The 18,967-nt window shown below is 59.3% G+C and carries 24 protein-coding genes; 14 read left to right on the plus strand and 10 right to left on the minus strand.

The window, feature by feature from the left end:
• Positions 1 to 24 precede the first annotated feature (24 nt).
• From J3364_RS19260 to J3364_RS19285, 6 genes are all read left to right on the plus strand, one after another.
• Positions 25 to 486 (plus strand): SRPBCC family protein, encoded by a 462-nt coding sequence (locus J3364_RS19260; RefSeq protein WP_349559788.1) that lies wholly within the window; start codon positions 25 to 27, stop codon positions 484 to 486.
• A 42-nt stretch (positions 487 to 528) separates the two neighbouring features.
• A complete protein-coding gene (locus J3364_RS19265) occupies positions 529 to 1,011 on the plus strand; it encodes a GNAT family N-acetyltransferase (RefSeq protein ID WP_349559790.1) in 483 nt (160 codons plus the stop codon).
• The gene (locus J3364_RS19270; protein ID WP_349559791.1) at positions 1,001 to 1,393 is read left to right on the plus strand and encodes a DUF4345 family protein; all 393 of its coding nucleotides are present in this window, start codon (positions 1,001 to 1,003) and stop codon (positions 1,391 to 1,393) included. The genes J3364_RS19265 and J3364_RS19270 overlap by 11 nt, the downstream gene beginning before the upstream one ends.
• Positions 1,394 to 1,432: 39 nt before the next feature.
• On the plus strand, positions 1,433 to 1,858 hold the full coding sequence (locus J3364_RS19275) for a hypothetical protein (RefSeq protein ID WP_349559792.1): 426 nt from the start codon (positions 1,433 to 1,435) through the stop codon (positions 1,856 to 1,858).
• A 161-nt stretch (positions 1,859 to 2,019) separates the two neighbouring features.
• Positions 2,020 to 2,406, plus strand: coding sequence for a hypothetical protein (locus tag J3364_RS19280; RefSeq protein ID WP_349559793.1), 387 nt, complete (start codon positions 2,020 to 2,022; stop codon positions 2,404 to 2,406).
• A gap of 15 nt (positions 2,407 to 2,421) precedes the next feature.
• Complete coding sequence (locus J3364_RS19285; protein ID WP_349559794.1) at positions 2,422 to 2,853, plus strand: GNAT family N-acetyltransferase; 432 nt, start codon at positions 2,422 to 2,424, stop codon at positions 2,851 to 2,853.
• 15 nt (positions 2,854 to 2,868) lie between these two features.
• Here the strand turns inward: J3364_RS19285 and J3364_RS19290 are convergent, their stop codons facing one another.
• From J3364_RS19290 to J3364_RS19310, 5 genes are all read right to left on the minus strand, one after another.
• Positions 2,869 to 3,402, minus strand: a complete 534-nt coding sequence (locus J3364_RS19290) for a response regulator transcription factor (protein WP_203142042.1) — start codon at positions 3,400 to 3,402, stop codon at positions 2,869 to 2,871.
• A 1-nt stretch (position 3,403) separates the two neighbouring features.
• On the minus strand, positions 3,404 to 4,702 hold the full coding sequence (locus J3364_RS19295; protein WP_349559795.1) for a sensor histidine kinase: 1,299 nt from the start codon (positions 4,700 to 4,702) through the stop codon (positions 3,404 to 3,406).
• A gap of 48 nt (positions 4,703 to 4,750) precedes the next feature.
• Positions 4,751 to 5,647 (minus strand): alpha/beta hydrolase family protein, encoded by an 897-nt coding sequence (locus tag J3364_RS19300; RefSeq protein ID WP_349559796.1) that lies wholly within the window; start codon positions 5,645 to 5,647, stop codon positions 4,751 to 4,753.
• Positions 5,648 to 5,666: 19 nt separating this feature from the next.
• Complete coding sequence (locus J3364_RS19305) at positions 5,667 to 6,080, minus strand: MarR family winged helix-turn-helix transcriptional regulator (protein ID WP_349559797.1); 414 nt, start codon at positions 6,078 to 6,080, stop codon at positions 5,667 to 5,669.
• 112 nt (positions 6,081 to 6,192) lie between these two features.
• Positions 6,193 to 6,804, minus strand: a complete 612-nt coding sequence (locus J3364_RS19310) for a phosphoribosyltransferase (protein WP_349559798.1) — start codon at positions 6,802 to 6,804, stop codon at positions 6,193 to 6,195.
• A gap of 183 nt (positions 6,805 to 6,987) precedes the next feature.
• Between J3364_RS19310 and J3364_RS19315 the strand changes: the two genes are divergently transcribed.
• Positions 6,988 to 7,560, plus strand: a complete 573-nt coding sequence (locus J3364_RS19315; protein WP_349559799.1) for a phosphoribosyltransferase — start codon at positions 6,988 to 6,990, stop codon at positions 7,558 to 7,560.
• A gap of 3 nt (positions 7,561 to 7,563) precedes the next feature.
• Here J3364_RS19315 and J3364_RS19320 read toward each other — a convergent pair whose 3' ends face one another.
• From J3364_RS19320 to J3364_RS19330, 3 genes are all read right to left on the minus strand, one after another.
• Positions 7,564 to 8,310, minus strand: coding sequence for a siderophore-interacting protein (locus J3364_RS19320; protein ID WP_349559800.1), 747 nt, complete (start codon positions 8,308 to 8,310; stop codon positions 7,564 to 7,566).
• Entirely contained in the window at positions 8,288 to 8,776 is a 489-nt protein-coding gene (locus tag J3364_RS19325; protein ID WP_349559801.1) for a MarR family winged helix-turn-helix transcriptional regulator, read from the minus strand. The genes J3364_RS19320 and J3364_RS19325 overlap by 23 nt, the downstream gene beginning before the upstream one ends.
• Before the next feature lie 143 nt (positions 8,777 to 8,919).
• Complete coding sequence (locus J3364_RS19330; protein ID WP_349559802.1) at positions 8,920 to 10,137, minus strand: PilT/PilU family type 4a pilus ATPase; 1,218 nt, start codon at positions 10,135 to 10,137, stop codon at positions 8,920 to 8,922.
• Between the two features lie 219 nt (positions 10,138 to 10,356).
• On the opposite strand from J3364_RS19330, the gene J3364_RS19335 reads away from it, so the two are divergent.
• Positions 10,357 to 10,761, plus strand: coding sequence for a nuclear transport factor 2 family protein (locus J3364_RS19335; protein WP_349559803.1), 405 nt, complete (start codon positions 10,357 to 10,359; stop codon positions 10,759 to 10,761).
• A 116-nt stretch (positions 10,762 to 10,877) separates the two neighbouring features.
• Here the strand turns inward: J3364_RS19335 and J3364_RS19340 are convergent, their stop codons facing one another.
• Positions 10,878 to 12,170 (minus strand): aq_1923 C-terminal domain, encoded by a 1,293-nt coding sequence (locus tag J3364_RS19340; protein ID WP_349559804.1) that lies wholly within the window; start codon positions 12,168 to 12,170, stop codon positions 10,878 to 10,880.
• Positions 12,171 to 12,428: 258 nt separating this feature from the next.
• On the opposite strand from J3364_RS19340, the gene J3364_RS19345 reads away from it, so the two are divergent.
• Positions 12,429 to 12,593 (plus strand): hypothetical protein, encoded by a 165-nt coding sequence (locus J3364_RS19345; RefSeq protein WP_349559805.1) that lies wholly within the window; start codon positions 12,429 to 12,431, stop codon positions 12,591 to 12,593.
• A 10-nt stretch (positions 12,594 to 12,603) separates the two neighbouring features.
• Here the strand turns inward: J3364_RS19345 and J3364_RS19350 are convergent, their stop codons facing one another.
• Positions 12,604 to 13,245 (minus strand): DUF4396 domain-containing protein, encoded by a 642-nt coding sequence (locus J3364_RS19350; protein ID WP_349559806.1) that lies wholly within the window; start codon positions 13,243 to 13,245, stop codon positions 12,604 to 12,606.
• Positions 13,246 to 13,962: 717 nt separating this feature from the next.
• On the opposite strand from J3364_RS19350, the gene cyoA reads away from it, so the two are divergent.
• From cyoA to cyoE, 5 genes are read left to right on the plus strand one after another with little or no spacing between them, the layout of a single operon-like run.
• Positions 13,963 to 14,892 (plus strand): ubiquinol oxidase subunit II, encoded by a 930-nt coding sequence (cyoA, locus tag J3364_RS19355; RefSeq protein WP_349559807.1) that lies wholly within the window; start codon positions 13,963 to 13,965, stop codon positions 14,890 to 14,892.
• Positions 14,893 to 14,896: 4 nt separating this feature from the next.
• A complete protein-coding gene (cyoB, locus tag J3364_RS19360; RefSeq protein WP_349559808.1) occupies positions 14,897 to 16,888 on the plus strand; it encodes a cytochrome o ubiquinol oxidase subunit I in 1,992 nt (663 codons plus the stop codon).
• A gap of 2 nt (positions 16,889 to 16,890) precedes the next feature.
• The gene (locus J3364_RS19365; protein ID WP_123633700.1) at positions 16,891 to 17,517 is read left to right on the plus strand and encodes a cytochrome o ubiquinol oxidase subunit III; all 627 of its coding nucleotides are present in this window, start codon (positions 16,891 to 16,893) and stop codon (positions 17,515 to 17,517) included.
• Positions 17,518 to 17,844, plus strand: coding sequence for a cytochrome o ubiquinol oxidase subunit IV (cyoD, locus tag J3364_RS19370; RefSeq protein WP_349559809.1), 327 nt, complete (start codon positions 17,518 to 17,520; stop codon positions 17,842 to 17,844).
• Positions 17,844 to 18,734, plus strand: coding sequence for a heme o synthase (gene cyoE, locus J3364_RS19375; protein ID WP_349559810.1), 891 nt, complete (start codon positions 17,844 to 17,846; stop codon positions 18,732 to 18,734). Before cyoD ends, cyoE begins: the two co-directional genes overlap by 1 nt.
• Positions 18,735 to 18,967 lie beyond the last annotated feature (233 nt).

Consider the following 18,967-nt stretch of genomic DNA (forward strand, 5'->3'; position numbering starts at 1 on the left):
GCCATCCAGGAGGAATGGGAGGTCATGAAGGTTCATCACCAGCTCGCCATAGAAGCGCCGCCGCGACTTATATACAAAGCCCTCACCGACCCGGAACTGATCGGCGAATGGTGGGATCGGCAGACGGTGCAGCATACGCCAAACGGGGTGATACTGGAGCACGATCCCGGGCCCGAGCACGGCGTCGTCCAGATGCGTGTGGTCGTGGATGTGCGGGATCAATGGGTGGAATGGGAGTGCATCAGCCGCCACCCGCCGAGCAGCCCGGCGTCCGCCTGGACGGGCACGCACTTCATTTTTGAAATCACCGAAGCCGAAACCCCCGCCACCCGGGTGCTGCGCGCCTATCCCGGTTTCGACTCCACCCGCCTGTGCACGCTGAATTTTTTCCAGACCGACTACGACGAGCGCAGTGAGTTCCTGGGATTCAACAACTTCGCCTGGGCGCACGTGTTGCAGCAGTTGAAGCGGTTTTGTGAGGAATAAGGCGGCATTCGTTCGGCACAAATCGCCCAGCAAGGAAACGCTGTGAAGCTTGTTTCAGCAACTGAGATGGATATCCCCTTTGCCGAAAGTCTGGTTGTCCAAAATATGGATCCCTATTTCCGGGAGTATGGAATGAACTGGGATCCGGATCGATTTCGCGAAAACTGGGCGCAGGCCATCCCTCTGATTTTAGAGTCTGAGGGTTCACAAGCCGGCTACGTGTCGCTGGTAATGGACGATACGTGTACGTACATCAGAGATCTTCACATCGTGGCGGCCCATCAGGGAAAAGGCATTGGATCCTGGGTCATGCGGCAAGTCGAGCAAATGTCACGGGATAGAAATCTGTTCAAGCTCCGGCTGCGGACATTTCATTCCAGCCCGGCTACGACGTTTTACAGGAAGCTGGGCTTCGAAATAAAGAAATACGAGGAGGCCACTGTGGGCATGGAAAAGGTGTTAACCATGCCATGCACCAGTGAAGAGGCTGTATTGATTGATCAGGTGACATCCGATGAGTCTTGAAGCTGCGTTCGTTCGACTGAATGCCGCCATTTTTGCGCTCTATGGGGTTGGATTCATACTCTTTCCGGAAGCGCTCGCTGGCATGGTTACCGGTGAGATTCCTGTTACGGCGACCGGCCTGACTGACATGCGAGCGACCTATGGTGGCATGTCTCTGGGAGTCGGGATTGTGCTGTTTGTCCTGACCCTGAAAAGAGAAACGCTGCGGCTCGGTGTCCTGGGTGTGGTCATCCTGATGCTGGGTATGGCCGGTGGGCGAGGCGTTGGACTGGTCATCGACGGCGTGGCCAGCCAGACCATGGTCACTTACCTGATGCTGGAGCTGGCCATGGCCGCCCTGGCCTTTTGGGTGCTGGTGCGGTCCGAGGCCAGTAATCGGTAAACTGCAATCCCAACGGAAATAGACGAAGACAGGTTGTGGATGAAACGGAAAAGATTTGTCGATGGAACGACGGTGCTTGAAAGCCTCGATGGCGTCACAGGGCTGCGGATTACCAAGGTGAATGCCGCCGGATGCAATGCTTTCCGGGTACTGGCTTTGCCCAGCGAAGATATTGTCTACTGGTCATTCTCCCGGCACAAAGTGAATCGGTTCGCGCGCGGCAAAGCCGAAGAACTGGCACGTCCCATTGAGCTTGGCGCCCAACTGGCGAAATACCCGTTGGACTATGATTTCGGGTATTCGCCTGGAGCGTATGTGATCGGCGCTATTGTGTTCGGATTGATGGGCTTTTATGGGCTGATAACCGCCTCGGCGCCGACACCGTCGATACTCTTGCTTGGGGTGAGCCTATTCACCCTGTTTCAGGGGTTCCGAGCCAGTAAATACCTCAACGCCAGCCAGTAACCGTAAAGGAAGCCGGGTTAATCCTCTGTGTCGACCTGCTGGGAATCCTGCGGCGCCTCATCGCGTTTGCTGTTTGGCGGTGTCGATCAGGAGCTCAATCTGCCAACGGAACTTACAGAATAGTCGGGTGGCCGACTCGATAGACGAGCGAGGGATTCGCCTTGAAAAAAATCAAGCAGTGGTTTCGGCTCGTCTTGATGTTCTACATCGTATTGCTGGTTATCGGTCTGATGGCACAGTGGGCCTCTCCAGGTTCGGTGGTGCCGGATCCAGGCCGTGGCACTGCATGTTATCTGCCTTTCTATTTCCACCACGGTGATCCAGGTTACGTCGCAGCTGTTTGTAGTACGCCGCAATCGATGTTCTCGCTTTTGCGCATTTCGGCATCCGACCCGCTATCGGTTACTGCTAATAACCTGGCCGATGCCACTTTATTTCTGATACTGCTAATTGCCGGCTTGGTAACCTGGTATCGATTTATCATTGAGATTTTACCAACGTATCTGCCATGGCTCGGATCGCGCCGGAATCGATACGGGAAAGGATGATTTGGAGAATATTCGATGCAATACCGCCCCATGGCGATAGAAGATTACAATGCCGCGATTCAGCTCTGGCAGGACACCGCCGGCGTGCGGCTTCGCGATGCCGACTCGCGGGAAGGCATCGCCCGCTATCTGGACCGTAATCCCGGACTGAGCTGGGTGGCGTTGGATGACGGGCGCATCGTGGGCACGATCATGGCGGGCCATGATGGCAAGCGGGGGTATATCCAGCATCTGGCGGTTGCGGAGGACTATCGTCGCCAGGGCATTGCCTCCCGTTTGGTGGCCAATTGCCTTGAGGCGCTGCAGCAGGCGGGGATTATCAAGTCACACGTCATGATCCTGCGGACCAACGCGCTGGGAGAAGCCTTCTGGCATCGTCTGGGCTGGCAGCGACGGTCGGACGTGGAGCTGTTCTCGTTCATCAATGGTGGCGGCGAAAACGTCTAGTGCATCGGGTGATGATCAGTCCCGCCAGCGCGAATGCTTCTGCAGTTTCCGTTGCAGGGTCCGCCGGTGCATGTTGAGCGCGCGGGCGGTGGCGGAGACGTTGCCGTCGTGTTCGTTCAGGACCCGCTGGATGTGTTCCCATTCCATTTCTTCCACCGACGGCGGCGCCATGCGCAGGTTGGGCTCATCCGCCACGGGTTCAAAGCCGCCCATCAGCTGACTGGCGGTGATGGGCTTGCACAGGTAGTTGATGGCGCCACGCCGCATGGCTTCTACGGCGGTGGCGATACTGCCGTAGCCGGTGAGCACCAGCACTTCCAGGTCCGGCTGCCGTACGAGCAGTTCGGGCAGTAACTGCAGGCCGCTCTCGCCGGCGAGGTTCAGATCCAGCACGCAGCGCTCGAAGTCGGTCTCCGCCAGCGCGTCCAGCGCCTGCTCGCCAGTGTTGGCGGTGGTGGTGCGGATGCCCTGCCGGGTCAGAGAGCGTTGCAAAACCTGCAGGAAAGCGACATCGTCGTCGACAAGAAGCCAGTCACGCGGTTTGCTCATCTCACTCTCCTCTCCTGACTTTCCCGGCTTGTGGCAGCTCAATAATCATCGTGGTGCCCTCATCGGTAGTAAAGGCTTTGAGGGCCCCGCCCAGGCGCTGGATTGTGGCATTGGACAGGAACAGGCCCACGCCAAGGCCGCGCTCCGACTTGACGACGTGATCGCCCGGGCTGCCCTGCTCGCTGATGTCCAACCCTTTGCCATGATCGCGAACGACAATCTCGACCCCATCCGGCCCGGTCACCTGGGCGCCAATGGAGACCCATTCCGGGCTGGCGGTCAGGGCGTTGGCGACCAGGTTGAGCACGGCCTGATCCAGCGTGGCGTCCACGGCGACCCGCGCCTCGGGATACGGCTGTTCCCAGCCAATGCGGCTGGCCGGCCAGAGCAGTGTGGCAGACTCTCTCAGACGCGCCAGCCAGTCCCGCACCGTCAGGGTTTCCAGCTGCGCTGTCCGGACCTGCATGGCAGCTGTGGACAGCTGCTTGAGGTGGCCCGAACACAGCTGCAATTGTTCCTCCAGCATGTTCAGGTCATCCCCCAACTGCGGGGCTTCGGCTCGCATTTCATCCACCAGCAACGTCATGGTGTTCAGCGGTGTGCCCAGCCGATGAGCGACCGTGGCTGAGGAAAGACCCAGCGCGATGATCTGTTCGTCCCGCAGGCGGCTCTCCCGGGTTTCCGACAGCTGCGCCTGCTGTTCGCGGATCTGCCGGGCCAGCGAACCGACCACCAGCATGAGGATACCGGCGGTCAACGAGAAGGCCACCCACATACCGAGCAGGTAAAGGTCCGGCAGGTGTGAGTTGGTTTCGTTGGGCAGGACCGGCGAGCGCCAGAGAATTTCCACCGCATAGGCGGTAATCGTCAGTCCTGTCAGTACGATGCTGTGGCGCAACGGGACCAGCAGGATGCCGAAGGCGATGGGCAGCAGTAGCGCAGGGGTTAACGGGTTGGTGTAGCCGCCGGTCTTCAGCAGCCAGGTGCCGATCAGGACCAGATCGAAAACGAGAGTGGCGGTGACCGTGAGCGCGTGACGCGGTGGACGCTGCCGGAACCAGAGCCAGATCAGGGTGGTGAACACGCCGTAAACGAGGCACAGCAGCAGCGCCTCGGTACTGTAGAAACTGGGGGCCACCGCCTGGGTGACCGCCAGCGTGACCAGCTGCATGGCGACGATAGCCACACGCATGGTCAACAGGTAGCGGGACGCCTGGCGAAAACCGGTCTGGGATTGTGTAAGCCACTCCATGGCGGCCATTCTACCCACTTTCAGGCGCGTCGTTGCTGCTGTTTTCACGGTATTCCTGCGTCATTGTGTCGCGGAAACAGTAGCACAGGTTGGATTTTATTCGGGCCCTGCCGATTGACCTTTCGTGAGGAGAGGCAGCAGCACGCCCTGCCAGAGGGACTCCCGATAGCGCTCGCGGAACCAGCCGAGATGCCCGATCTGACGTTCGCCGATATCGGCCGGCTCGATCCGCCGGATGGTGACGTCGGCGTTACGGTAAAAACCGTGGAGCGATTCGGTATTGCGCCGGGACATCATTTCATCGTCGGTGAAGGCCACCGCAGTCATTGGAATCGTCACCTGTCCAAAACGTTCGCGCATGGCCGGCCCTTCGGCGCCGACGGCGTACTCCCGGTCCAGGCACCAGCGGCGCCACTGGCGGATCACGTTGGGCGGCAGGTCGCCGACCATCTTCAGGCGGTTGCCGGGGAAATAGCCCACGGTCGCTACGCTCACCGGAGCGACCAAATACCAGAGCAGCCACGCGATGCGCCTGGTGGGCGGAGAGTTCTCCCGCCAGTAGCCGCTGCCGCAGGCAACCGTAATGGCCTGATCCAGATCGTTCACATTTGGCGTCATGCCCAGCAGCTGGCCGCCGACGCTGTGGCCGATCCAGTGGCATGGCAGGCCGGGATGGCGGTTGCGGGCAAGCTCGATCACGCTGCGGCAATCCTGCTCACCCCAGTCGGTGATCCGCACCGGGCAGTCGCGCATGGCACCCTCCAGGGAGGCACCGGTACCGGCGTAGTCAAAGGTGAAGGCGCTGAAGCCCTCGGCCTGCAGGAAGCGGGCGAACTTCTCGTAGCAGTGTTGGCCGACGCCCATCGCGCCGGCGACGATGACCACGGCGTGCGGGTCCGGGTTCTCGAACAGGCGTAGTTGGATTCGGTAGCCGGCGGGTGTGTCGAGAGCCAGGTCCTGGCGCTCGGTACCGAAGGGCGTGTGAATGCTCATGGTGATGTCTCCCTTCGCCTCAGAAATCGTCCACCAGGTGATTCAGGAAGCGGTAGACCACCTGCATCTCCTCGTCGGTGAAGCCGGCGCTCATGGTGTCGTTGAATTGGCGGATCAGTGGCCTGGCGGCTTCGATCTTCTGACGGCCGCGGTCGGTCAGGTAGAGCCGTCCGGCCCGGCCGTCTTTTTCGCAGGGGCGGCGTTCGATCAGTTCCCGCTGGATCATCCGGTTGGCCAGCCCGGTCAGCGCGGAGTTGTTCAGGTGGAGGCCACGGGCCACGTCTTTCAGCAGGCAGCCTTCGTTGCCGGCAATCAGCAGCAGGGCGCCGAGTTGGGTCACCGAGATATCGAGACCCTTTTCGGTCTGTTGGTCGGCGTAGTTGTAGACGCGCTGGCGGGCGCTGTTGAGCAGGTAGAAGAGTCGCTGATCCATGGCGGGCCATCCAGTTCACATGTGAATCGAATATAGTTTACATGTGGACTATATGGCAAGAGGCCCATGGTTTGTGATTCCGCTCTACTGTGTTTGGTGTTGAACCGGATCGCTACTCGCCAGTCTTCACACTGTCCAGAATGGCTCCCAGGAAGGGCTTCTGGGCGTCGATCTCGTCACGGCTCAGGCCGTTCATTTCGTAGGGAAACACCAGCCAGTCTTCCGAGGTGTGCTGGCAGAAGTCCGGTTTGAGCCCGGTCCGGTTCGCGCCCGGGCGCTGGTAGAGCGTGGCGATCCGGGTGTCCTGCGGCATGTTGCGCTTGAGCTGGCTGTTGAGTCGCTCCAGCACGGCGGCGATGCTGTAGCCGGTGCTGAACACGTCGTCGACGATCAGCAGGCGGTCGTCGTGGTTCAGGTTGTCCAGCAAATAGTGGGTACCGTGCACGCGGATGTTTTCCTGCGGTGAGGCCACCATGGCGTCGTAATCATGCATACCGCGATAGGAGGTGCGCAGGGCAATGTGGTCGGTGGCCACGCCCAGGGTTTGCAGGCATTCCTGTACGTAGATGCCGATGGCGCTGCCGCCCCGCCACAGACCGACGATGAAGTTGGGCCGGAATCCGCTTTCAAACACCTGGACCCCCAACCGGAAGGCGTCTTCGATCAGGTCGGCTTCCTGCAGGAAACGACGGGAACGGGCGGGCTTCGAAGTGGTTTGGGTCATGGTGGCTCGATGATGGCGGATTGGATCAGGACCGGATGGTATCGCATCCGGGACGTATAGGTTAATCGTCGGCACCAACGGACACCAGCCCCCGGTCGGAGCAACGTCCTTGTCGACTGACGGTTTGCCGCGAACGGCGGTTTAATGGGATTATGGCGCCATTATCCAAGCAGTTGTGGTGCCATGGCAGACAAACAGTACATCAGTGCGCAGAGCCTTCTGGAGGACGCCTTCCGGCTGGGGGCCCAGATCCTCAACTCCGGTTTCCGTCCCACCTTCATGATTGCCGTCTGGCGCGGTGGTGCGCCGATTGGTATCGCGGTGCAGGAGTTTCTGGATTACCACGGTGTCGAGACGGACCACATCGCCATCCGAACCTCGTCCTACCACGGCATTGATCAGCAGAGTAAGACGGTCCGGGTGCATGGTCTCAACTACCTGGTCAAGCATGTCACCCAGGAAGATTCCCTGCTGATCGTCGACGACGTCTTCGATACCGGTCGTTCCGTCGAGGCGATCATCGGCGAGTTGCGCCAGCGGGCGCGCCTGAATACGCCGCACGACATCCGCGTTGCCGTGCCCTACTACAAGCCCGATCGTAACGAGGTGGGCTGGGCGCCGCATTATTTCATCCACGAAACCGATGCCTGGCTGAAATACCCCCATTCGCTGGAAGGTCTTTCCCAGGCGGAGATCGCGCAGAATCGGCCGGAATTGCACGCGATTCTGGCGCCCCACCTCAAGCAGGACGCCTGACCGTCAGGCGTCTTCGGTCTCGGCGTCCTGGCGCTTGGCCACTTTGTGCTGGTCCTCGCTGATGCCGATTTTCCAGTAGCTGGACACGTACAGGTTGCGGCGCCCCACGTCTTTCTCCTGCTTGAAATAGCGGCGCAGGTTGCGCATGCCGCTGAACTCGCAGGCGGCCCACACCGACGGTTCACCGTCCAGCCATTCCAGCTGCCGGATGCGATCGACAATCACCTCGCCCCGCGGATCCGGCTCCGGATTGATCACCCAGTGCAGTTCCAGGTTCTCGGGGTGCGTCAGTGGCTGGATGTCGGCCTCGTCGAGCACTTCGATCACGGCATAGCCGCGGGCGTCTGCAGGCATCGTCTCCAAGTTGACGCTGATCGCCGGCAGGGCGGTCATGTCGCCGGCCAGCAGGAACCAGTCGGCCTCCGGGTTGATCAGTTTGCGGGCGCCGGGACCGCCGACCAGGATGCGGTCGCCGGGTTGGGCCTGCTGGGCCCATACGGAGGCCGGCCCTTCGGTGTCGTGAATCATGAAATCCACGTCCAGTTCCCGGGGCCGCTGTTCGCGGATGGTGTAGGTGCGCATAAGCGGTTGCCCATCGCCGGGTTGGGGGAACAGGAGTTTGATGTAAGCACTGTCCTGTTCTTCGGGAAAGCCGGCCAGATTGTCGCCGCCCAGGGTGACGCGCAGCATATGTGGCGTCACATATCGGGAGCGGATAACGTCCAGTTCACGGGGTGCCGGTCTTGGCATGATTCGATTCTCCAGTGGTGGTCACCCCGGCCTCGCCTCCTGCGTTCTGCAGGTTGTCGGCCATGACGTTTGCCAGGGTGATGAAGGTGTCGACGTCGTCCGGTTTGAGATGACGCGTCATTCGGTCCATGGCGATCGTTTCCACCGCCTGCATCCGGTCGATCATGGATTCGCCGTCGGGCGTCAGCCGCAGCAACTGGCTGCGACGGTCCTCGGGATTTTCCACTTTGACGATCAGACCCTCACCCAGCAGTTCATTGAGGACCCGGGTGATCTGGGCCTTGTCCCGGCGCATGCGCTGGGCGATGAAGTGGGCGGTACACCGCTCCTGCTTCCAGACCGCCTTGAGCACACGCAAGTGAGTGATCGGCAGGCCAATGCCGGCATCGACGACGGCCGACCGCATGAAGGAGCGGTAGGCGTGGGTCAGCCGGTGCAACGGCTCGCCGAGTGAGGTGAGTGACATCGGTCTCTCCTTATTGTTGATACTGTCAACCATATTCCTGCTGGTTGATACTGTCAACTACGTGGAGCTACCCATAGGTCGATAATGAGTGGACAGGTATGACGGTGAGGCGGCGGGCCGGTGGACCCACCGATGGGATGGACTCAGGGATGCAGGGTGCCAGGATTGCTGGCGTCCGGATCATCTTCGTCGTCTTCTATATCTTCCAGCGTCAGATCCATGAAGCTGGAGGTGCTGGCGGGCTTCTCCTCGGCCGTCGGCGCCGCGGGGGCTTTGGTCGCTGAGCCCGCGGCCTCGCCGCTTTCCAGCTTGATCCGCAGCCGCAGGTTGTTGGGGGAATCGGCGTTGGCGATGGCGTCGTCCAGGCTGATCCGCCCGCTCTGGTGCAGCTTGAACAGCGCGGCATCGAAGGTCTGCATGCCGAGGTTCTCGGATTTCTCCATGATTTCCTTGATCTCGGTCAGACGGTTCTTGAGGATCAGTTCCTGGATCGTCTTGGTACCCAGCAGCACTTCCACGGCCGCGCAGCGCTTGCCGTCGACGGTCGGGATCAGGCGCTGGGAGACGAAGCCGCGGATGTTCTGCGCCAGGGACATCAGCAATGCCGGGCGCTTCTCGTCCGGGAACAGGTTGATGATCCGCTCCAGCGCCTGGTTGGCATTGTTGGCGTGCAGGGTGGAGATGGCCAGGTGGCCGGTTTCGGCGAACTCCAGGGCGTGCTCCATGGTTTCGCGGTCGCGGATCTCGCCGATCAGGATCACGTCCGGCGCCTGGCGCAGGGTGTTCTTCAGGGCATTGCGGAAACTGCGCGTGTCGACCCCGACTTCACGCTGGTTGACGATGGATTTCTTGTGCTTGTGCACATACTCCACAGGATCCTCGATGGTGATGATGTGGCCGCCCACGGAGGAATTGCGCAGGTCAATCAGCGACGCCAGCGAGGTGGACTTGCCCGAGCCGGTACCGCCGACGAACAGGATCAGCCCACGCTTCTCCATCACCAGCTTCTTGAGGACCGGCGGCAGGCCAAGATCCTCGAATTTGGGGATCTCGGTGTTGATGTTCCGTGCGACGATGGCGACTTCATTGCGCTGCTTGAATATGTTCACCCGGAAGCGGCCTACCCCGGCGATCGATACCGCCAGGTTCATCTCCAGCTCGTTGGCGAAGATCTGCTTCTGCTCGGCGTCCATCAACTCCATGGCGATGGCCTCGACCTGCCCGGCCGTCAGCGTCTGCTGCGACAGTGGCTTGAGTGTGCCCTGGAATTTGGCGCTGGGCGGCGCGCCCGTGCTCAGGTAAAGGTCGGAGCCGTCGTGTTTTGCCAGGACATTGAGGTACTTGTCGATGGGAGAGGCCACTGTGTGATTCCTTTGAAGCTGCCCGGGAACGCAGTCGGAGCGATCCCGATGGATCCGGATAGTGGCGTCAGTATTGGAAAAACACAGGTGGGGCTACAAGATGAGCTTTGTAACTTTCGGTTTGTACTCGTATCTTTATCGGGTTGGCCGAAACAGGCCTCGACTGGAAAGCCGGTTGCACGGGATCGGGCAACGGCATTGGAAATGGAAACCACAGACATGATCACAACAACCATCAAACGTTGGCACGACCTGGTCGAAGCCCGCAACCCACAGGCACTGGACGATCTTCTGGCGGATGAGGTGATGTTTCACTCGCCGGTGGTGCACACGCCTCAGGAAGGCAAGGCGATCACTAAGCTCTACCTCACCGCCGCCCTGCACACGCTCAACAACGAGCATTTCCACTACACCCGCGAAGTGCTGGACGGCAACAACGCCGTTCTGGAATTCACCACCGAACTGGAAGGCATCCAGGTCAACGGCGTCGATATGATCCGCTGCGACGGCGAGGGGCGAATCGTGGACTTCAAGGTGATGGTCCGGCCGCTGAAGGCAGTAAACAAGATTCACGCGATGATGGCGGCGATGCTGGAGAAAATGGCTCCGGGCAAACCTGCCTGAGTCGGCCGTTTGCCGGCGTTTTCATAAGGCCGTTCAGAGAAGTAATGATCGGGCTCACGCCCGATCATTAACGGTTCCTGGGGCCGCCGGCCCCTTTGGCAGTCCGGTGGTATGCGTTACTGGCGCTGAATGCTTTGTATGTCGCGGTAGTTGACCGGCACCACCATGTTGCCGCCGAACATGCGGCGTTGAAGCTGCAGGCGCTGGCTTTCCACGGCCTGCAGGCGACCCTCCAGTACTTTCCCGCTGTTCATAACAATACGAAGGCCCTGGTTCATGTGCCGATCCAGGTCGCTGACAGCGATGGTGGACTGGGTGGATGGCGTTTCCCGGGTTGTGGTGGACGCTGCTGGCGCAGGCTCCGACTCAGACGGGTCGGCGGAAGGTTCGCTTGCCGGGTTGGTGGCGTTGGCTGTGGTTTCGGTCCGTGTGATCGTGAACGGTTTCAGAGAGGCGCCATCCACGCCCACCTGTGGATTGAGGCGTCCGCTCAGGTAGTCGGGGTCGGTGCTCAGGTAACGATCTTTCGTGCTGATCGGCGGAAACGGCTCTATGGCCAGGTCCAGGGTGCTGCCCGGATGCTCAATGTACTGCTTGTAGGCGTGGGTCAGTGTGTCGTCGGGCGCCAGCCCATACGTTGACCAGACGGCCCTCCTGGCCTCGAGGTGATGCTTCCGGAACGCCTCCACGCTCATGCCTGTTTCGCGGGCACAATCTTCGAGTTCCTGCAGGACCAGGCCCTGATCCTGGATGTGTAATTCGGCGCTTTTGAGTTCCACGGATCGGGCACTCTGCAGACCATTGAAGGCGTTCAGGGCGCCACCGGGATCCAGTGTCAGTCGGGTGGTGAGGGTGTTCTCGCCGTGGATCGTAACCCGGGACAGGAGGTCGAGCTGGCTGCCACCCTGCGCCTGCTGGTACCCCAGGCTTATGTCGATGATGTCATCAGAGCTGCCGGAGGCCGGTCCATTCCGGTCATCAACGTTGCAACCCGCCAGTGCCAGTTTCGTCATCATGCCTTCCCCGCCCTGGCGTTCGGTGGCCGACTGCATCAGCGGTCCATGCGGGTTAATTCGCAGGCCGACGACGTTCAGCGCCAGGTGGTCGGGGACATGGCCGTTTTTCAGCTCGTCGGACAAGGTGTACAGCACCCAGGGATTGTCGGTTTCCAGAACCAGCTTATCCACTCGGATCGAGTCATCGACGGTATGGGGGGCAAACCGGATCCCGCTGATCTCAAGATCACCCGTGGGCGTGATGGAGACGTCGTCGTAACTCAGCTGGCCGTAGAAGCTGGCCATCTGGACGGTTTTGTCCAGCTGTTCCCGCACGGCGCTGGTCATCTGATACTGGGCGAAGAACAGTCCGCCGGCAATCACGACGACAGCGGCAATCAGGATTCGTTTCATGGGCGTCCTTGTTGTGGCATCCCTGGAATTGGTGGCCCCTGCGGGCCGGGTCAGCTGAAACATTAACTGAATTTCATGTAACGATAAATATTGGAAATGTAAGAGGTTCGCCCTGGCGCGCTGAGCTGGTTGAAGGATTGGTATCCACGTCAAGCTGCGCAGGCAGTGCCAGTTTGGGCGTATCACCGGGAAGGTTGACGGCGCTGACAATCTGGCGTTATACCGAGGTATGAGCAACGGTATGCGGAGGCTTGGCGAATGAAATGGATTATCGTAGTGGTTGTGGCGATCGTGGTGGGTGTGTGGCTCTATCGCGGCCGGCGCAAGAACGACGTTGAGAATCCCGAAGCCAAGCCCTTTGAAGAAAGCGAGTATTACCTGTCGCCGGATGAGGAAAAAGAGTCCGACGACAGGCGCTCCTGAAGGGGCGGGGCTACATGGCGTGCTTTACGCCCCGCTGGACCAACCACCAGTTGGCCGGATAGGCGGTGGCGAAGCCGAGCACCATGCCGATCTGCATCATGAACCAGAACTGCGGGGTGTCGGGGCGGGGCTCCATGCCCAGCCACAGGACCGCAGCGATGGCCATCCAGCCGAACATGCCGATCTCGAAAGCGATCAGCGACAGGGTGTCGGCTTTAATCGCATCCTTCAGCGCGCTACGCCAGTTGCCGTGCCCCATGCTCATGATGGGCAGGAACTGGAACAGGATACCGAACAGGTAGGCGCCCACGAACTCGCCCACGAAGTGGCCTAAAAGGGCCGAACCCAGGACAGTGACACCCAGCAGCGTCATGAGTGGCGCTGCTACCGTATCCCCCAGGGTACAGCCGCCCCCGCAATGGGTGGTGGACACGAAAACGCCCTGCCACAATGGCTTTTCGCCATGGCCTTTCAGGCCGATCCGTTTGTAGAGCCACCAGCCAACGACCGGAAAGTAGAGGCCGGTCACGGGCCAGGTGATGTTCATGATGGCCATATGCTGTGGGCGGCGTCTGACATCGAGCGCGATGGCGGCGGCTGTCAGTATTCCCAGGGCAATGAAGAACCAGGCAATCATTTCGAATCCGCTCAAAACAACCTCCTTAGCGACTGGAAGTGCCTATGGGACAGGGTTTCCAGTGTTGCAGACTATTCGGGCGCGACAAAGTGTCGCGGGCTTGTCATCCCTTCAGGATGGGTTGTCCGGCCGGTGATGTGTCGCGCCTTAATGGGGGCCACGGCTTTCTCAGGCCCGTGGTGGCTGCGTTCAGCAACTTGTTGTCTTCGACAGGGCAGACGTTAAAACCCTTGAGCCACTAAAAGGTCAAGGGTTGAGCGGCGTCTGGAGCCACATGAACGGTGTGATAGACTCTCGCCCCGCTGAGGGAGTGATCAGTGTCGCAACGTTGATGTCGGCGTCAATGCAGCGGTTCTGGTTGGAGACATAAGGCGGACATGACAATCCGTTAAGGGTGATCTGTCATATGACGGACAGTCTGTCTGACTATTCCGCGATTTCAGCGGATGTGTCGCGTCAGGCGATGTTGTTGATTCCCCTCACTAACTGGGAGAATCGCCGCCGTCAATTGTCTCTGCATGATGTAGGTCAAGTTGCTGGTGGAATCCGACTGTGAGCTACTCCACTATTGGCGCCGATTTCTGCATGGAGTCAGGCTTCACCTGCACGCAGTCGGGCCTGACTGGCCGCACTGTCCGCTATAGATTCCTGAAACTTCCGTAATCCATTGATAGCTACATATGAGCTTGCCCGCCAGGCCCTGGCCTGCCCTTGCTCTAATGAGGTTGAAAAATGAGAGAGAAGAGCTATTTACGCGTCTTGGGCGCTGTACTACTAGCCGCTTTGCCATTGCTGTTGTCGGGTTGTAGCTCGGCGCTGATGGATCCAAAGGGGCAGGTCGGTGAGGAACAGAAGGTCCTGATAATCACGGCTTTCGCTTTGATGCTGATTGTCGTTATCCCCGTAATCGTGATGACGCTGCTCTTCGCTTACCGCTATCGCGAAAGCAATAAAGAGGCGACCTACAAGCCGAACTGGGCGCATTCCACTGCGATCGAAGTGGTGGTCTGGCTGGTTCCCTGCGTGATCATCGTTGTCCTCGCGATTCTCACCTGGATCACCTCTCACAGCCTCAACCCGATGAAGCCAATCGCCTCCGAAGACGGCAAGGAGACGATGGAAATCCAGGCGGTCTCTCTCGACTGGAAGTGGCTGTTCATCTATCCGGAACAAAAGATTGCCACCGTTAACGAGCTGGCGATTCCGACCAACACGCCAATCCGTTTCCACATCAGCTCCGGTTCGGTGATGAACTCCTTCTGGGTGCCGGAACTGGGTACGCAGATTTATGCCATGGCCGGTATGGACAGTCAGTTGCACCTGATTGCCAACGAAACAGGGGAATGGCAGGGCAAGTCTTCCAACTACAGTGGCGCCGGTTTCGCCGGGATGACGTTCCCGACGCATTCCCTGTCCGAGGAAGACTTCAAGGCATGGGTACAGAAGGTCAAGGACGAGTCGTCCAAGACCCTGTCCTTTGACGACGGTTACCAGGAACTGGCCAAGCCGAGCGAAGACGTGCCGGTTCAATACTTCTCGAAGGTTTCACCGAATCTTTACAACAACATTCTCAACAGCTTCCGCAAGGGCATCAGCGATGAGCATGGTGAAACCGGTGAACAAGAGCATGGCGAGCGCATGAGCTCAGAGGCAGCGGAGTAAGCATATGTTCGGAAAATTAAGTCTCGATTCGATTCCCTATCACGAGCCGATCATCATGTCGACGGTGGCCGTGATTGCCATCGTGGGCGCGGCTCTTGTTGGCTGGATTACGGTCAATAAGAAGTGGACCTATCTGTGGAGTGAGTGGATCACGTCCATCGATCACAAGAAACTGGGCATCATGTACTTCCTGGTGGCCCTGGTCATGCTGGTCCGTGGTTTCGCGGACGCCATCATGATGCGGACCCAGCAGGCGATGGCCGCTGGCGGAGCCGAGGGCTACCTGCCCCCGGAGCACTACGACCAGATCTTCTCCGCCCACGGCGTGATCATGATCTTCTTTGTCGCCATGCCGATGGTGATCGGTCTGATGAACCTGGTGGTTCCGCTACAGATCGGTGCGCGCGACGTTGCCTTCCCGTTCATGAACAACCTGAGCTTCTGGCTGTTCGCGGCCGGCGTTGTGCTGGTGAACGTGTCCCTTTTCGTCGGTGAATTCGCCAAGACCGGTTGGCTGGCTTACGCGCCCCTTTCAGAGGCCAAGTACAGTCCCGGCGTCGGGGTGGATTACTGGATATGGGCGCTGCAGATCTCCGGTATCGGGACAACCCTGACCGGTATCAACTTCTTCGTGACCATCATGAAGATGCGCACCAAGGGCATGACCCTGTTCCGCATGCCGATCTTCACCTGGACCTGCCTGGTGACCAACGTCCTGATCATCGCGGCCTTCCCGATTCTGACCGCGACCATCGCCCTGTTGACCCTGGATCGTTACTTCGACTTCCATTTCTTCACGAACGATATGGGCGGCAACATGATGATGTACGTGAACCTCATCTGGGCCTGGGGCCATCCTGAGGTGTACATCCTGATCCTGCCGGCATTCGGCGTGTTCTCTGAAGTCATTTCGACCTTCGCCAAGAAGCGTCTGTTCGGCTACAACACCATGGTCTGGGCGACCCTGGCGATTGGTGTCCTGTCCTTCATTGTCTGGCTGCACCACTTCTTCACCATGGGTGCGGGGGCCAACGTCAACGCCTTCTTCGGCATCATGACGATGATCATCGCGATACCGACGGGTGTGAAGATCTTCAACTGGCTGTTCACCATGTACCGGGGTCGCCTGGAGTTCTCGTCTCCGGTGCTGTGGACCCTGGGCTTCATCATCACCTTCACCATCGGTGGTATGACTGGTGTGATGCTGGCCGTTCCGGCTGCGGACTTTGTCCTGCACAACAGCCTGTTCGTTATAGCCCACTTCCATAACGTCATTATCGGCGGCGTCGTGTTCGGCATGATGGCCGGCTACACCTTCTGGTTCCCGAAAGCGTTCGGCTTCAAGCTGGACGAGAAGTGGGGCAAGCGTTCCTTCTGGTTCTGGCTGGTCGGCTTCTACGTGGCCTTCATGCCGCTGTACATCCTGAGCTTCTACGGTGCTGTGCGTCGGATGCAGTCTTACGCCAACGACGAATGGCAGCCGCTGATGATCGTCGCCTGGTTTGGCGCGGTACTGATCCTGTGCGGCATCGCCTGCACCGCGATCCAGCTGATCGTCAGTATCCGCGATCGCGAGAAGAACAAGGACGTCACCGGCGATCCGTGGGGTGGTCGTACCCTGGAGTGGGCCGTGTCTTCACCGCCCCCGTACTACAACTTCGCGCATCTGCCTGAGATCCACTCGATCGATAACTTCTGGGAAGACAAGCAGAAGAACCAGGGCAAGGCGCAGCTGGCTGATCCGGAAACCATCGAGTACAAGGACATCCACATGCCGCGCAACACCGTTGCCGGTCCGGTGATGGGTGCCTTCAGCATCGTGTTTGGCTTCGCCCTGGTCTGGCACATCTGGTGGCTGGTCGGCGTCGGCGCCCTGGGTATGTTCGCGGCCTTCATGGGTCGGATCTTCAACGAGGATATCGACTATTACGTGCCCGCTGAGGAAGTGAAGCGGATCGAAACCGAACACCATAAACAGGTGGAGATGCAGGCGTAATCATGGCAACAGATACGATGACTAACCAACACGTGGCCGCGCATGACGGCCACGACGATCACGAACATCACGACATGACCGGCACGAAGATGTACGCCTTCTGGGTGTACCTGATGAGTGACTTGATCATCTTCGGCTCGTTGTTCGCGACTTACGGCGTGCTGCACAACGGCACCGCCGGTGGCCCGGGTGGCAAGGACATTTTCGAGCTGGACTTCGTTCTGGTTGAAACCTTCCTGCTGCTGTTCTCCAGTTTCACCTATGGCCTGGCCGTGCTGGCCATGCACAAGGACAAGGTCAAGCAGGTCATTGGCTGGCTGCTGGTCACCTTCGCCTGTGGTGCAGGCTTCGTCGGGATGGAAATCTATGAATTCCATCACCTGATCGTGGAAGGCCTGGGGCCGGATCGCAGCGCGTTCCTGTCCTCCTTCTTCGCGTTGGTCGGCACGCACGGCCTGCACGTGAGCTTCGGTCTGCTGTGGATGGCGATCATGCTGATCCAGCTGTCCACCAAGGGCCTGACCGACATGACGCGTCCGCGCATCATGTGCCTGAGTCTGTTCTGGCACTTCCTCGATATCGTGTGGATCTGCGTGTTCACCTTCGTCTACCTGATGGGAGCACTGTAAATGAGTCACTCTCACGACCACGACAGCCATAGCCACGGCAGCACCAAGTCCTACATTATCGGGCTGATCCTTTCCATCCTGCTGACGATCATTCCGTTCGGCATGGTGATGAAAGGCGGATTCGACGAGACGTTCGTTGTCATTGCAATTGCGATCCTGGCGGTATGCCAGGTGCTGATTCAGCTGATCCTGTTCATGCACCTGAACCTGAAGACCCAGGAAGGCCGAGATTCCGGTTCCTTCGTCTTCTTCACCGCCGTGATCCTGGTCCTCGTCATTGGTGGCTCCCTGTGGATTATGTATCACCTGAACATCAACTTGATGTAATGCCGGGCACGTCCTTCAAAGACGTGCTTGGGCAGTTCATCGCGCTCACCAAGCCGGGGATCATTTTCGGTAATTCGATTTCCGTCATGGGCGGCTTCTTCCTGGCCGCCCAGGGTGAGTTCAGCCCGGGCCTGTTCATTGCCACACTGGTGGGACTGGCCCTGGTGATTGCCTCCGGCTGTGCGTTCAACAACCTGATCGATCGCGATATCGATGCGGTGATGGAGCGCACCCGGAACCGGCCTCTTGTTCAGGGAACGATCACGCCGGCCACGACCCTGGGTTTTGCGACCCTGCTGGGTCTGGCCGGATTCACCATGCTGCTGAGCACCAATCTGCTGACGGCGGGCCTGGCGGTCTTCGGCTTTGCGATTTACGTCGGCGCCTACAGCCTCTACTCAAAGCGGCACTCCGTATACGGCACGTTGATTGGCAGCCTGTCCGGGGCGGTCCCGCCGGTGGTGGGCTACTGCGCCGTCAAGGGTCAGTTTGACGTTGGTGCGGCGATCATCCTGGTCACCTTCTGCCTGTGGCAGATGCCGCATTCCTACGCGATTGCCATCTTCCGCTTCCGCGACTACCAGATGGCCGGTATTCCGGTCCTGCCGGTGGCCCGGAGCATTCGCACGGCCAAGATCCACATCGTGGGTTACACCGTGGCCTTTATGCTGGCGGCGTTGTCGCTGAGCCTGGCGGGTTACACAGGCATCGCCTATTTCGTAGTGATGCTGCTGATGGGCCTGTACTGGCTGAAGCTGGGAATCGCCGGTTTCCGCACTGAAGACAATGTGAAGTGGGCCAAGGGTAACTTCGGCTTCTCCATTCTTACGGTGTGTGTGCTGAGCCTGATGATGGGCATCAACGGCGTCCTGCCGGCTTTCCTGGCCTGAATCGCCATCCTGACGAGCTGCTGTAATGTGTTGTAGCAGCTCGTTTTTCCCTTCCTTTTCCCGATTTCCCCGCCACGCCATCGTTCGCTGAATGCGCTTTCCGGCCTGTGATGGAGTCATGATTCGGGCAATTTCTGTTCGATATCCGGTGTGCTATTTTCAGAATCATCAACTATATGTTTGAGTAATAGAAGCTAAGTGTAGAAAGCCGTCATCACCATTGAGAGGGGTGC

It is taken from the genome of Marinobacter sp. NFXS9, assembly GCF_040148665.1.
In the GTDB taxonomy this organism is placed as follows: Bacteria; Pseudomonadota; Gammaproteobacteria; order Pseudomonadales; family Oleiphilaceae; genus Marinobacter_A; species Marinobacter_A mangrovi.